This is a genomic window from Parviterribacter kavangonensis, assembly GCF_056863335.1.
Window position 1 is genome coordinate 2,404,606 of sequence record NZ_JBXPJA010000001.1, and the last position, 12,977, is coordinate 2,417,582.

Annotated in this window: 14 protein-coding genes; 9 read left to right on the top strand and 5 right to left on the bottom strand. The window is 72.7% G+C overall.

Annotated features, from left to right (window positions below; translation table 11 throughout):
• Positions 1-9: 9 nt before the first annotated feature.
• Positions 10-1,482, bottom strand: coding sequence for a glycerol kinase GlpK (gene glpK, locus AC1UE4_RS12280; RefSeq protein WP_482917516.1), 1,473 nt, complete (start codon positions 1,480-1,482; stop codon positions 10-12).
• 252 nt (positions 1,483-1,734) lie between these two features.
• On the opposite strand from glpK, the gene AC1UE4_RS12285 reads away from it, so the two are divergent.
• From AC1UE4_RS12285 to AC1UE4_RS12300, 4 genes are all read left to right on the top strand, one after another.
• Complete coding sequence (locus tag AC1UE4_RS12285; protein WP_482917517.1) at positions 1,735-1,947, top strand: biotin/lipoyl-binding carrier protein; 213 nt, start codon at positions 1,735-1,737, stop codon at positions 1,945-1,947.
• A 35-nt stretch (positions 1,948-1,982) separates the two neighbouring features.
• A complete protein-coding gene (locus AC1UE4_RS12290; protein ID WP_482917518.1) occupies positions 1,983-2,768 on the top strand; it encodes an enoyl-CoA hydratase/isomerase family protein in 786 nt (261 codons plus the stop codon).
• 75 nt (positions 2,769-2,843) lie between these two features.
• A complete protein-coding gene (locus tag AC1UE4_RS12295; RefSeq protein ID WP_482917519.1) occupies positions 2,844-4,307 on the top strand; it encodes a TlpA family protein disulfide reductase in 1,464 nt (487 codons plus the stop codon).
• On the top strand, positions 4,304-4,825 hold the full coding sequence (locus AC1UE4_RS12300; RefSeq protein WP_482917520.1) for a UGSC family (seleno)protein: 522 nt from the start codon (positions 4,304-4,306) through the stop codon (positions 4,823-4,825). The genes AC1UE4_RS12295 and AC1UE4_RS12300 overlap by 4 nt, the downstream gene beginning before the upstream one ends.
• Here AC1UE4_RS12300 and AC1UE4_RS12305 read toward each other — a convergent pair.
• On the bottom strand, positions 4,822-5,232 hold the full coding sequence (locus tag AC1UE4_RS12305; protein ID WP_482917521.1) for a cupin domain-containing protein: 411 nt from the start codon (positions 5,230-5,232) through the stop codon (positions 4,822-4,824). The genes AC1UE4_RS12300 and AC1UE4_RS12305 overlap by 4 nt on opposite strands.
• Positions 5,233-5,285: 53 nt before the next feature.
• On the opposite strand from AC1UE4_RS12305, the gene AC1UE4_RS12310 reads away from it, so the two are divergent.
• Together AC1UE4_RS12310 and AC1UE4_RS12315 are read left to right on the top strand one after the other, a co-directional pair.
• Positions 5,286-6,230 carry a glycosyltransferase gene (locus tag AC1UE4_RS12310; protein WP_482917522.1) on the top strand — a complete coding sequence of 315 codons (945 nt, stop codon included), beginning with the start codon at positions 5,286-5,288 and terminating at the stop codon, positions 6,228-6,230.
• A complete protein-coding gene (locus AC1UE4_RS12315) occupies positions 6,227-7,138 on the top strand; it encodes a glycosyltransferase family 9 protein (RefSeq protein ID WP_482917523.1) in 912 nt (303 codons plus the stop codon). The genes AC1UE4_RS12310 and AC1UE4_RS12315 overlap by 4 nt, the downstream gene beginning before the upstream one ends.
• On the opposite strand, the gene AC1UE4_RS12320 is transcribed toward AC1UE4_RS12315, so the two are convergent.
• Positions 7,080-7,490: a CoA-binding protein gene (locus tag AC1UE4_RS12320; RefSeq protein WP_482917524.1), complete on the bottom strand. Its 411-nt coding sequence runs from the start codon at positions 7,488-7,490 to the stop codon at positions 7,080-7,082. The two genes, AC1UE4_RS12315 and AC1UE4_RS12320, sit on opposite strands and share 59 nt — an antisense overlap.
• Positions 7,491-7,530: 40 nt before the next feature.
• On the opposite strand from AC1UE4_RS12320, the gene AC1UE4_RS12325 reads away from it, so the two are divergent.
• Together AC1UE4_RS12325 and AC1UE4_RS12330 are read left to right on the top strand one after the other, a co-directional pair.
• Entirely contained in the window at positions 7,531-8,286 is a 756-nt protein-coding gene (locus tag AC1UE4_RS12325; protein WP_482917525.1) for an exodeoxyribonuclease III, read from the top strand.
• A 67-nt stretch (positions 8,287-8,353) separates the two neighbouring features.
• Positions 8,354-10,516 (top strand): right-handed parallel beta-helix repeat-containing protein, encoded by a 2,163-nt coding sequence (locus AC1UE4_RS12330; protein WP_482917526.1) that lies wholly within the window; start codon positions 8,354-8,356, stop codon positions 10,514-10,516.
• Positions 10,517-10,531: 15 nt separating this feature from the next.
• On the opposite strand, the gene AC1UE4_RS12335 is transcribed toward AC1UE4_RS12330, so the two are convergent.
• Together AC1UE4_RS12335 and AC1UE4_RS12340 are read right to left on the bottom strand one after the other, a co-directional pair.
• The gene (locus tag AC1UE4_RS12335) at positions 10,532-11,182 is read right to left on the bottom strand and encodes a M14 family zinc carboxypeptidase (protein WP_482917527.1); all 651 of its coding nucleotides are present in this window, start codon (positions 11,180-11,182) and stop codon (positions 10,532-10,534) included.
• Positions 11,179-11,718 carry a cysteine hydrolase family protein gene (locus AC1UE4_RS12340; RefSeq protein ID WP_482917528.1) on the bottom strand — a complete coding sequence of 180 codons (540 nt, stop codon included), beginning with the start codon at positions 11,716-11,718 and terminating at the stop codon, positions 11,179-11,181. Before AC1UE4_RS12340 ends, AC1UE4_RS12335 begins: the two co-directional genes overlap by 4 nt.
• Positions 11,719-11,770: 52 nt before the next feature.
• Here AC1UE4_RS12340 and bioB point away from each other — a divergent pair, with 52 nt between their 5' ends.
• Complete coding sequence (gene bioB, locus AC1UE4_RS12345; RefSeq protein ID WP_482917529.1) at positions 11,771-12,976, top strand: biotin synthase BioB; 1,206 nt, start codon at positions 11,771-11,773, stop codon at positions 12,974-12,976.
• The last annotated feature ends 1 nt before the right edge of the window (position 12,977 follow it).

A 12,977-nucleotide genomic window follows, 5' to 3' on the forward strand; every position in this document is an offset into this window, starting at 1 on the left:
ATCAGCCAGTCAAGTGGCCCAGCCACGTGCACGACCAACAGCACGCGTCCACTCGGCGTGACGGCTCTCGCGCTCGTCTTCGCCCATCGACGGCTCGAAGCGGGCGCGTTCGCGCCACAACGACCGCACCTGGTCCTGCGTGAACCGTCCCGCGCCGACGCCCGCGAGGAACGCCGCCCCGAGCGCCGTCGTCTCGCTGACCTCCGGCACGACCACCGGCGCGCCGAGCACGTCGGCCTGGAACTGCATGAGCCAGTCGTTCGCGGTCGCGCCGCCGTCGGCCCGCAGCTCGCGCAGCTCGGGTGCGCCGTGGGACTCCATCGCCCGCACGGCGTCGAGCGTCTCGAACGCGATCGCCTCCAACGTCGCGCGCGCGATGTGCGCGCGTGTGGTCCCGCGCGTGAGACCGACGATCGTCCCGCGCGCGTACGGGTCCCAGTGCGGCGACCCGAGCCCCGTCAGCGCCGGCACGAACACGACGCCGTCCGTGGACTCGATCGACCGCGCCAGCTCCTCGGTCTCGGCCGCCGCCGAGATGATCCCGAGCCCGTCGCGCAGCCACTGGACCGCCGCGCCGGTGACGAAGATCGCCGCCTCCAGCGCGTAGAGCGTCCGCTGGCCGATCGAGAACGCGATCGTCGTCAGCAGCCCCTCTGGCGGCTGCGGCGCCTCGTCCCCGCTGTTGAGCAGCACGAACGAGCCCGTGCCGTACGTGTTCTTCCCCTCGCCCGGATCGAGGCAGGCCTGGCCGTACAGCGCGGCCTGCTGGTCGCCCGCGATCCCGCACACCGGCACGCCGTCGAAGCCCGGCAGCGCGTCATCGCGCGTGACGCCGAACTCGCCGATCGACGGCCGTACCTCCGGCAGCGCCTCCTCGGGAACGCCGAACAGCCCGAGCAGGTCCGCGTCCCAGCAGCACCGGTGGATGTCGTAGAGCAGCGTGCGCGACGCGTTCGTCTGGTCGGTCGCGAGCTCGCCCGTGAGCTTGTAGACGAGCCACGCGTCGATCGTCCCGAACACCGCGCGGCCGTCCGTCGCCTTCTCCGCGAGGCCGTCGACCTCGCGCAGCAGCCACTCGATCTTCGTCGCACTGAAGTACGGGTCGAGCACGAGGCCGGTGCGCTCGCGCGCGAGCGACTCGAACCCCGCGCGCTTGAGCTCGTCGCAGCGTGCCGCGGTGCGCCGGTCCTGCCAGACGAGCGCGCGATGCAGCGGCTCGCCCGTCTTGGGATCCCACACGCAGACGGTCTCGCGCTGGTTCGTGATGCCCACCGCCCAGACCTCGCCCGCTCCGGCGTCCTCGAGCGCCTCGGCCGCCACCGCGCGGGTGACGTCCCAGATCTCGGCCGCGTCGTGCTCCACCCAGCCGGGGCGCGGGAAGTGCTGGGTGAACTCGCGCGCCGCGCGCCCCGCCAGGGCGCCCTCCTCGTCGAAGACCAGGCACGTCGTGCCGGTCGTTCCCTGGTCGATCGCGAGGATCACGCCGCGGGAGCCTACGCATCTGGCCGAACGCGGGGCGAAGCCGGTGCTGTCCCGTCGCCGGCTCCGCCCCTTGTCGCGTTCTGCGCTTTGAACTCCGTCGGGTGGGTCAGGCCCTCCGGAACGCACGGACCATGATGGGCGACCGCGGCCCGCCTCCGAATGGACCGGCGGGAGGAAGTCTCCGGCGGGGCGTTCGACCGGCGGGAGAACTAGGGTCAGGCGTCACAAGTCGTCCCCCTGCGGAGGTAGCGAGTGCCTGACGTCGAGGCCCACATCACGGGCACGGTCTGGAAGATCGAGTGCGCCGTCGGCGACACGATCGAGGAGGGCGACACGGTCGTGATCCTCGAGTCGATGAAGATGGAGATGCCCGTCGAAGCCGAGGACGAGGGCAGGGTCAAGGAGATCCTCTGCGAGGAGGGCCAGGCGGTGAACGAGGGCGACACGCTCGTCGTGCTCGAGTAGCGGGGCGGGCGGGAACCGGTACTCTCGCGCGCCGCATGCCCGGTGAGCTCCTCGTGGACGAGCCGGCCGACGGCGTCGTCCGGCTCACGATCTCCAACCCCGCCAAGCGCAACGCGCTCGACCACGCGATCCTCGACGGGCTCGCGCGCGGCGTCCGCGAGGCCGATGGCGCGCGCTGCATCATCGTCACGGGCGCGGGCGGGATGTTCTCCGCGGGCTACGACATCGGCGACATCCCCGACGACGTGTTCTCCGTCGAGGCCGAGAAGCTCGTCGCCCATCCGTTCACCGACGCGCTCGACGCGCTCGACGAGACCGACGTCCCGACCGTCGCGGCGCTGCCGGGGCACACGATCGGCGGCGGGCTGGAGCTGGCGCTGTGCTGCGACATGCGCGTCGCCGCCGACGGGATCCGGCTCGGGATGCCGCCCGCGAAGCTCGGTCTCGTCTACTCGCACACCGGGCTGCGGCGGTTCGTCCAGTCGATCGGCGCGCCGCGCACGCGCGAGCTGTTCCTGCTCGGCCGCAACATCGACGCCTCGACCGCGCTCGGGTGGGGGCTGGTGAGCCGCGTCGCCGACGAGGACGAGGTGCAGGACGTGGCGCTCGACCTGGCGACCGAGCTGGCGGGGAACGCGCCGCTGTCCGTCCGCGGCAACAAGCGCGTGCTGCGCGAGCTGCTGGCCGCCGACGTGCAGCTCGACGCCGACGTCGAGCGGACGCTCATCGCGCTGCGCGAGGCCTGCTTCCGCTCGGAGGACATGCGCGAGGGCGTCAAGGCGTTCGGCGAGAAGCGCTCGCCCCGCTGGCAGGGCCGCTGACGCATAACTGGGGTCAGACCCCATGCATGCGCATGAATGGGGTCTGACCCCTTGCATGCGCGTAGGCTCCGGCTCGTGGAGCTGCTCGCGCTCGTCAAGCACGACTGCCCGGTCTGCGACCAGGTGCTCCCGGCGCTCGACGCGGCGGGCGTGCGGGTCCTCTCGCAGTCGTCGCCGGAGCAGACCGCCGAGCAGGCGCGGCGCGTCGGGCTGCAGCGCGTGCCGGAGGTCGACGAGGACCTCGCCGTCTCGATGCGGTTCGACCCCGAGGCGGTGCCGGCGCTGCTGCTGCTGGACGCCGGCGAGGAGCGCGAGCGCGTCGAGGGGCTCGCGCGCGACCGCCTGGCCGCGGTCGCCGAGTCCGCGGGCGTTGCGCTCGCGCTCGATGGCCTGCCCGAGCACCGCCCCGGCTGCGCGTCGCGCACGCGCGATCCCGAGGTCGCGGTGCGGATCGCCGCGAAGCAGGCGCGGGAGAGCGGGCGGATCCGCTCCCGCGTGCTGACCGTCGGCGGGCTCGAGGACCCGATCGAGGCGCTGCACGACCGCGGCGTGACCGACGGCCTGCCGGTCGTCCCGCCGACGCCCGAGCGCGTCGTCGCGCTGCTGGAGGGCACGAGCCGCGATCCGCAGGACGTCGTCGCGACCGTTCCTCCCTACGGCGGCACGGCGACGGTCGAGAAGGTCGCGATCAACGCGGTCATGGCCGGCTGCCTGCCCGAGCACCTGCCGGTCGTCCTTGCCGGGGTCGAGGCGGCGTGCGACGAGACGTTCGCGTTGCACGGTCTCATCGCCACCACGCACCCCGCGGGGCCGCTCGTCGTCGTGTCCGGCCCGTACGCCGACGAGATCGGGATGCAGAGCGCCGGCAACCTGCTCGGCCAGGACAACCGCGCGAACCTCTCGATCGGCCGGGCGCTGCAGCTGACCGTCCGCAACCTCGGCGGCGGGCGGCCGCGGCGCGAGGACCGCGCCGCGCACGGCCAGCCGGGCAAGGTCGGCGCATGCTTCGCCGAGCGGCTCGACGACACGGCGCCGTGGGAGGGCCTCGCGCAGAGCCGCGGCGTCGCGGACGGCGAGACCGGCGTGACGCTGTTCGCCGGCGAGGCGCCGCGCGTGATCGTCGACCAGCTCGCGCGCGAGCCGGAGGGCCTGTGCGCGTCGCTCGCGCTGGCGCTCGAGAACGTCGCGACGCCGCGGCTGCGGCTCGCGTTCGACGCGCTGCTGCTCGTCGGTCCCGAGCACGGCCGCGTCTTCCGCGAGGCGGGCTGGAGCCGCGAGCGCGTCCAGCAGGAGCTCTTCGACCGCTGCATGTCGCCCGCCGGCGAGCTGGTGCGCGGTGCCGGCGGCTCCCCCGAGGGCATCGAGGAGCGCTGGGTCTCCGATCCGCAGATGCCCGTCGCGAAGTTCGCCGCCCCCGACCGGATCCTCGTCGCGTACGGCGGCGGCGACGCCGGCCTGTTCTCGATGGTCTTCGGCGGCTGGGCCGCCGGAGACGTAGGATCGGCGCCGGTGACCCGCAGCGTGGAGCCCTGGCGATGACCGCCGAACCGCTGGAGATCCTGGATCCCACGGCCGAGCGCGACACGGTCGAGCGGCCGCTCGCGCCGCGCGACGGGACGCCGGCGAGCATCGCCCTGCTCGACATCCGCAAGCCGCGCGGCGACGTCTTCCTCGACGAGGTCGAGCGGCTGCTGCGCGAGCGCGGCGTCGACGTCGTCCGCACCGCCAAGCCGACGTTCACCAAGCCCGCCCCGCAGGACCTGCGCCGCGAGATCGCCCGCGACTGCGAGGCGGTCATCGAGGCGCTCGCCGACTGAGGCTCCTGCGTGTCGTGCGGTCTGCGCGACGTGTTGGAGCTCGAATCGCTCGGCCGGCCGGCGGTGCTCGTCGCGTCGGACGCGTTCGCGCGCGGCGCGGAGGAGCAGGCGGAGCTGCTCGGCCAGCCCGCGCTGCGGCGCCTCTTCGTCTCGCACCCCGTGCAGGACCGCACCGACGACGAGCTGCGCGAGATGGCCGCGCAGGTCGTCGAGGACGCGCTCGCCGCGCTCTCCTCCTAGGCGAGCCGGAACACGTCCTCGTGGTCGCGCAGCAGCGCCGGCCAGTCGGCCTGCTCGGGATCGGCCATCGCGGCCGACAGCGCGCGGAACCACGAGAGCGTCCGCCCGGCGGGTGCGGTCTCCCAGCGCATGCGCGCCGGCGCGTCGTGCGGGTTCCACATCTGGTGCGCCGTGCCGCGCGGCACGTCGAGCGTCGCCCCCGACGCGATGTCGCGCTCCTCCCCGTCGACGATCGCGCGGACCGTGCCGGTCAGCACCGTGAAGTGCTCGTCCTGCTGCGGGTGCAGGTGCGCGGGCGGAGCCGCGCCGCCGGGGCCGTACTCGGTCTCGACGACGAGCCGGTCGGGCGTCTCGTCGATGACCGTCAGCGTCTGCGTCGGCGACATGCGGATCGTCTCATCGGGCATGTGCGCAGCATGCCTGAGCGGTGGCCGCGCGCGGAAGGGGGTACCGACATCCCATGCGGATCCTCCACTGGCACGTGCACGCGGCGTGGACGACGTCGTTCGTGCAGGGCCCGCACACGTACCTGCTGCCGGTGCTGCCCGACCACTCGGCCGACGGGCGTGGTCGCGCCCGGACGTACCCGTGGCCGGAGAGCGCCGTCGAGGTGACGCGCGAGGAGCTCCGCCAGTGCGAGATCGACTGCGTCGTGCTGCAGCGCCCCGAGGAGCTCGCGCTGTGCGAGCAGTGGACCGGCCGCCGCCCCGGCGCCGACCTGCCCGCGGTGTTCCTCGAGCACAACTCGCCGCAGGGGCGGATCAACGAGATGGGCCACCCACTCGCCGACCGCGAGGACATCCCGGTCGTGCACGTGACGCACTTCAACGCGCTCTTCTGGGACTGCGGCGCGGCGCCCACGACGGTGATCGAGCACGGCATCGTCGATCCCGGCGAGCGGTACACCGGCGAGCTCCCCCACGCCGCCGTCGTGATCAACGAGGCCCGTCGCCGCGGCCGCGTGACCGGCACCGACCTCCTGCCCCGGTTCGCCGAGGCCGCGCCGATCGACCTCTTCGGGATCGACAGCGGATCGACCCCCTGGGGCGTCGAGGACCTCCCGTGGCAGGACCTCCACGCGGAGATGGCGCGTCGTAGGGTCTACCTCCATCCCATCCGCTGGACCTCCCTCGGCCTCTCGCTGCTCGAGGCGATGCACCTCGGGATGCCGGTCGTCGCGCTCGGGACGACGGAGGTCGCCGAGGCGGTGCCCGCGGACGCCGGCGTGGTGTCGAACCGGCTCGACGTGCTCGAGGAAGCCCTGCGGCGCCTCGTCGCCGATCCCGAGGAGGCGCGGGAACGAGGTCGCGCGGCGCGGCGCGCGGCGCTCGAGAAGTACGGGCTCGCGCGGTTCCTCGACGAGTGGGAGGCGCTGCTCGCGAAGACCGTCGGCGTGACGGCGTGACGCGGATCGCGGTTCTCCGGGCGCTGCCGGGCCTCGGCGACCTGCTCTGCGCGGTGCCGGCCCTTCGCGCGCTGCGCGCGGGGCGGCCGGACGCCCACGTCGACCTCATCGCGCTCGACCGCACGCGCGACCTCTGGGCGCGCTTCGATGAGCTCTTCGACGGCTTCTGCGCGTTCCCCGGCGCCGACGGCCTCCCCGAGGAGCCGTTCGACGCCCGCCGCACCGACGAGCTCTTCGCGCAGGCGCCCTTCTACGACGAGGCGTTTCAGCTGCACGGCAGCGGGCCGCAGAGCACCGCGTTCGTCACCCGGCTCGGCGCGGGGAGGACCTACGCGCCGGACCCGTGGCGCGAGGACCGGTCGGAGGTCCTGTGGCCGCTCGACGTCCTCGCGCAGGCGGGCATCGGGAGCGCCGGGACCGAGACGAGCTTCCCGTTCGACGCGACCTCGCCGATCGAGGGCCGGTACGCCGTGCTCCACGCCGGTTCGGCGCTGCCGGATCGCCGCTGGCCGGCCGAGCGCTTCGCGGCCGTCGCGGAGACGCTCGCCGCTCGCGGGATCACGCCGGTCCTCACCGGCACGAAGGCCGAGGCCGAGGCCGTCGCCGCGGTCAAGCAGGTGGCCCGGACCGAGGTGGTCGATCTCATCGACCGCACGCCGATCGACGTCCTCGCCGCGCTGCTGCACGACGCCGAGGCGGTCGTCGTCAACGACACCGGCGTCTCGCACCTCGCCGCGGCGGTCGGCGCGCCGAGCGTCATCGCCTTCATGGTCACCGACCCCGCGCGCTGGGCGCCGCTCGACCGCGAGCGGCACGTCGCGCTCGTCCGGCCGTCGGTCGCCGAGGTGCTCAGCGCGCTCGACCGGCTGCCAGCTTCGGCAGCTCGATCGCCGGGCACGCGTCCATGACCACGTCGAGCCCCGCCTCGCGCGCCCGCGCCGCGGCGTCGTGGTCGATGACGCCGAGCTGCAGCCACACCGCCTTCGCCCCGATCTCGATCGCCTCGTCGACGTGCGCGCCCGCCAGCGACGACCGGCGGAACACGTCGACGACGTCGACGGGCCGCTCGATGTCGCGGACCGAGGCGTAGCACCGCCGCCCGAGCACCTCGTCGACGGCCGGGTTCACCGGGATCACGTCGTAGCCGCGGTCGATCAGCAGCTTCGCGATCCGGTGCGAGTCGCGCCACGGATCGGGCGAGCAGCCGACCACCGCCCACGTCTTGTGCGCCGTCAGGACCTTCTCGATCGTCGCGTCCACGAGCGGTGGCCTACCCGGCGTCCTAGCCTCTCGACCGCAGATGCAGCTCGTCACCTGGAACGTCAACTCGCTCAAGGCCCGCCTGCCGCGCGTGCTCGAGTTCCTCGACGAGCACCACCCGGACGTCCTCTGCCTGCAGGAGACGAAGACCGAGGACGAGGCGTTCCCGGTCGCGGAGCTGCAAGCCGCCGGCTACCACGCCGCGCACAACTCCGCCGGCCGCTGGGCGGGCGTGGCCATCGTCGCGACGGAGGAACCGAAGGACGTCGTCACCGGCCTCCCCGGCGAGGTCGTCGAGGACGAGGCGCGCTGGATCGAGGCGACGGTCCACGGGCTGCGGGTCGCGTCGGCGTACGTCCCGAACGGCCGCGCGGTCGACTCGCCGACGTTCGCCGAGAAGCTCACGTTCTTCGAGGCGATGCGCGAGCGCGCACCGCATGTCGACGCCGTCCTCGGCGACCTCAACGTCACCCGCGACGACCGCGACGTCTACGACCCCGAGGCCTTCGCCGGCGAGACGCACGTCACCCCGGACGAGCGCACGCGGCTCGAGGCGATCCTCGCGGCCGGCCCGCTCACCGACGCGTACCGCCACGTGCACCCCGACGAGGTGGGCTTCACGTGGTGGGACTACCGGCAGGGCCACTTCCATCGCAAGATGGGCCTGCGGATCGACTACGTCCTCGTCGCCGAGCGCCTCGCCGCGGGCCTCGAGAGCTGCGGCATCGACCGCAGCTACCGCAAGGGCCCGAAGCCGAGCGATCACGCGCCGCTGCTCTGCCGGCTCGCCCTTTGAGGGACAGCCCCTGGCGCCTTCGTGCCAACCGGCGCGAACTCCCTCGATCGGGTGCAGACTTCGCGCCATGTCTGCCCGCCTCGCCTGCGCTGCCCTGCTCGCGGCGCTCCTCGTCTTCGTCGCGACCGCGTCCGCGCACGTCGAACGGCCGGCGTACTGGCCCGATCCGGCGCCGGACACGTCGATCAAGCCCGCGACCGGCGGCAAGGTGCCGAAGCCGCGCTCGCTCGCGTCGGCGCTCGTGCGGTCCAAGCCGGGCACGACGCGCGTGGTGTGCCAGTCCGACTCGATGGCGCTGCTGCGCGCGTCGATCGCGAAGGCGCGCAAGAGCGGCTACGACATCCGCCCCTCCGACCACCGCTCGCTCAGCCGCAAGCAGGCGCGCAAGCTGCTCGCGATCAACAAGAAGCTCCGCAGGATGTGCCGGTACAAGGAGATCCAGCCGGCCGTCACCGCCTCGGGCAACAACGACCGCGTCGTCGTCATGCCGGGCGTCTACACCGAGCCGACCTCGCGCGCTCAGCCGACGCACGACAAGGCCTGCGACAAGTACCGCACGAACGGCGACCGGCCCGGCGACGAGGGCACCGCGCTGTCGTACGCGTACCAGTTCAACTGCCCGAACGACCAGAACCTCGTCGCGGTCCTCGGCCGCAAGCCTGGCGACACGCCGCCGCCGATGCCGCCGCGCGCGAACCGCCACGGCATCCCGGACCTCGGGCCGTGCATCCGCTGCAACTTCCAGATCGAGGGCTCGGGCGTCAACGCCGACGACGTCGCGATCGACGCCGGCGACGCCTCGAAGGGCGACGGCGGCCCGAACGGCGTCGGCACGGCGAAGGACGTCGCGATCCGCGCCGACCGCGCCGACGGCTTCGTGCTGCGCAACCTCAAGGTCCGCCACGCGAAGGAGCACGGCATCTACGTGCTCGAGTCCGACGGCTACCTGCTCGACCGCTTCAAGGCCTTCTACAACGGCCTCTACGGCACGCTGACCTTCGTCGAGGACCACGGCATCCAGCAGAACTGCGAGGCCGTCGGCCACGGCGACTCGGGCATCTACCCGGGCGCCGCGGTCGAGACCGGCGCCCAGCGCCCGGCGGGCACGCCCTTCCGGTACAACCAGCAGATCCGCTGGTGCGACCTGCACCACAACATGGCGGGCTACTCGGGGACGAACGGCAACGCCGTCTGGGTCCACCACAACCGGTTCTACGACAACGCGCTCGGCCTGCAGACCGACGTCGTGACCGGCGCGGGCCATCCGGGCTTCCCGGGCGACTCGATGCTCGTGGAGAACAACCAGTTCTTCTCGAACAACTTCAACATCTACGCCGAGGACTCGACCGTGAACCCGGCGTTCCCGTTCCCAGTCGGGACCGGCCTGTGGATCGCGGGCGGCAACCGCCACCAGGTCCGCAACAACTACTTCTACGACAACTGGCGGCGCGGGACGATGCTCTTCAGCGTCCCGGACCAGCTCGTGTGCGGGCCGGCGGCGGGCGGCAACGAGCAGGCCGGCTGCGACCCGAACGGCCAGTCGACCTCGTTCTACAACTCGCAGTACGACAACCACATGGGCGTCCGGCCGGACGGCACCGCCGACCCGAACGGCACGGACTTCTGGTGGGACCCGTTCCCCGGCACGATCGGGAACTGCTGGTACAACAACACGCCCGCGAAGGGCGCCCAGATCACGCACTCGCCGGCGGAGCTGTCGTTCCCCGACTGCGATGGCGGGACGCGGCCCGACAAGAGCGTCGGCCAGGGCGATCCGCGGCAGACCGGCGAGCTGCTGAGCTGCCTCGCCGCGTTCGAGTCGCGTGACTTCGGCGGCGACAGCACCTGCCCGTGGTTCGTCACGCCGCCGGAGCCGCAGCCGGGCGGCGGCAGCTCGGGCGGCCAGACGCCGGCGCTGACGCCGCTGGGCGGCGCGGCGAAGATCGACGCCCGCGCGGCGATCAACCGGCGCAGCGACCTGAGCGGGGTGAGCTGCACGAACTGGAACGCGTCCGACGCCGACGGCCGCGCGTGGATCGTCGAGAAGATCCGCCAGTTCGCGGGCGGCGTGGTCAACGACGCGACGAGCGTCGTCGGCTACGGCGACACGCTGACCACGCAGGAGGCGTACGACCTCTTCACCACGTGGTGCCCGAAGCAGATGGCCGACGGGTTCCTGCTCTACAAGCTCTACACGTACGCGGCCGCGGTGAAGAAGGCGCGCGACTAGCGCGCCGGGCGTCGTTCAGCTCCGGAAGGCCACGGACCGGATCGCCCGGACGTTCGCCCTGATCAGGCGGGCGCTCGGGCGGCCGGCCGGCAGCTCGGCGACGAACGCGCCGTGGTTGCCGAGCGTCCGGTTCTGCCAGCCGACCGCGGTCCCGCGGTACGACGGCAGGCGGCGGACGGGCAGGCCGCTGAGCTTCGCGTAGCGCCGGACGAGCTTGGCCGACACGCCGTCGGACGGCACCGTGATGCCGTAGGGCTGGTGCAGCCAGACGCTGACGTCGGGCTTCATCTCCTTCGTGAGCCGCATCGCGTAGCGGGTCTCCGGCTCGGACGCCGCCCTCGGGCCCGGCCAGTAGCGGTCGCCGCGCCGGCCGCTGCGGCGCCACTCGCTCGGGAAGTTGCGGTTGAGGTCGACGCCGCGCGCGTTCTGCCGCGTGCCGCGCACGGCGCCGTCGGGGTTGAGCGTGTCGACGATCACGAGCCGCACGCCCGGCGGCGGGCCCGCCTCGATGAGCGCCTTGACGACCGTCCGCCCCGCCGGCTCGTCGCCGTGGATCTGGCCGACCACGAGCGCGGTGCGCGGCGCCAGCTCGCTGCCGAGCACGCGTACGCCGATCGGCCGCGCGAGGACCGAGACGCCCGACGGGGGGAGGTCGGCGGCGATCACGACCGCAGCAGGCAGTCGGCCGAGGGCGTGATGTCGGCGCCCATGTTGAGTTCCATCATGCGGATCGCGGCGTCCGCGAGGTCGGGGTGGATGTGCGCGACCGCGTCGGTCGGCACGGCGACCTCGACGTGGCGCACGTAGGCGTCGAGGGCGCTGTAGAGGATGCACTGCTCGGTCACCTGGCCGGTGAGCACGAGCCGGTCGATGTCGCGCTGGCCGAGCAGGTACTCGAGCGGCGTCCCGTAGAAGATCGAGTGGCGCGCCTTGATGACGAACGAGACGTCCTCGGGCGGCTTGACCGGCTTCACCAGGTCGGGCCGCTTGCCCTCGAGCCCGTGGGCCACGAGCTCGTCGGCCGAGCTGTTCCAGTCGCCGTAGTTGTCGTTGACGTAGATGATCGGGACGTCCTCGCTGCGCGCGCGGTCGAGGAGGTCGCGGATCTTCGGCACGGCCTTCTCGGCGCTGTCCGCCAGGCGGTCCGCGTCCTCGAAGTCGTACGTGTTCAGCATGTCGATAACCACAAGGGCCGAGCTCATCGCCGCGTAGCTTGACTGCACCTGTCCGCGGATGGACCTAAGGTGCCGTGCCATGCCGCCGCTCATCTCCCGCGAGGAAGCCCTTCAGCTCGGTGCGATCACCGACCACGCCGGGATCGAGGCGCTGGTGGAGCGGGCGTGGCAGGCGCGGCAGGAGCACCACGGCGACTCGACGGATCTGTGCTCTCTGGTGAACGCGAAGTCGGGCGGCTGCGCCGAGGACTGCGGCTTCTGCGCGCAGTCGCGGTTCGCGGAGGCCGAGACGCCGATGCACGCGATGATGGAGCCGGAGCAGATGCTCGAGCACGCGCGTGCCGCCGAAGCCGCGGGCGCGCACCGGTTCTGCATGGTCACCCAGGGCCAGGGGCTGTCGAAGCGCGACTTCGAGAAGGTCCTCGAGGGCGCGCGCCTGGTCGCCGAGCACACGAACCTCAAGCGCTGCGCGTCGGTCGGGCACATGAGCGTGTCGCGCGCTCGGCAGCTGAAGGACGCGGGCATCCAGCGGGTGCACCACAACGTCGAGACGGCCGAGTCCTACTACCCCGAGGTGTCGTCGACGGTCCGCTACGAGGGCCGGCTGCGGACGATCGACGCGGTGCGCGAGGCGGGGCTCGAGACGTGCGTCGGCGGCATCCTCAACCTCGGCGAGAGCGAGGAGCAGCGCGTCGAGATGGCGTTCCAGCTGGCGTCGATCAACCCGACGTCGGTGCCGATCAACCTGCTCAACCCGCGCCCCGGCACGAAGTTCGGCGACCGCGACTACATGGATCCCTGGGATGCCGTGAAGTGGATCGCCATCTTCCGGCTGATCCTGCCCGAGGCGCTGTTCCGGCTGTGCGGGGGGCGCGTCGAGAACCTCGGCGACCTCCAGCCGCTGGCCGTCAAGGCGGGGCTGAACGGCGTGATGATGGGCAACTTCCTCACGACGCTCGGCTCGACGCCGGACGAGGATCGCAAGATGTTCACCGACCTCGGGCTCAACATCGCTCGCTGGGAGGACAACGGGTCGAACCCGCGGCCGGACAACCGGTCGGGCTGGCTCGACGGCGAGACGCCCGACGTCATCGAGGACTTCCTCGACACGCGCGAGGACGCCGAGGCGGCGGGGATCGAGATCCAGCTGTGGGATCCCGCGACGCAGCTGCGGTACGCGAAGAAGGGCGCGGTGCCGGCCCGGCCGGACGGAGCGCCGAACCGGTGGCCGGGCGAACGGCCCCCCGAGCCCGCGCAGCTCTCGGGCATGCCCTTCGGGCACTGAG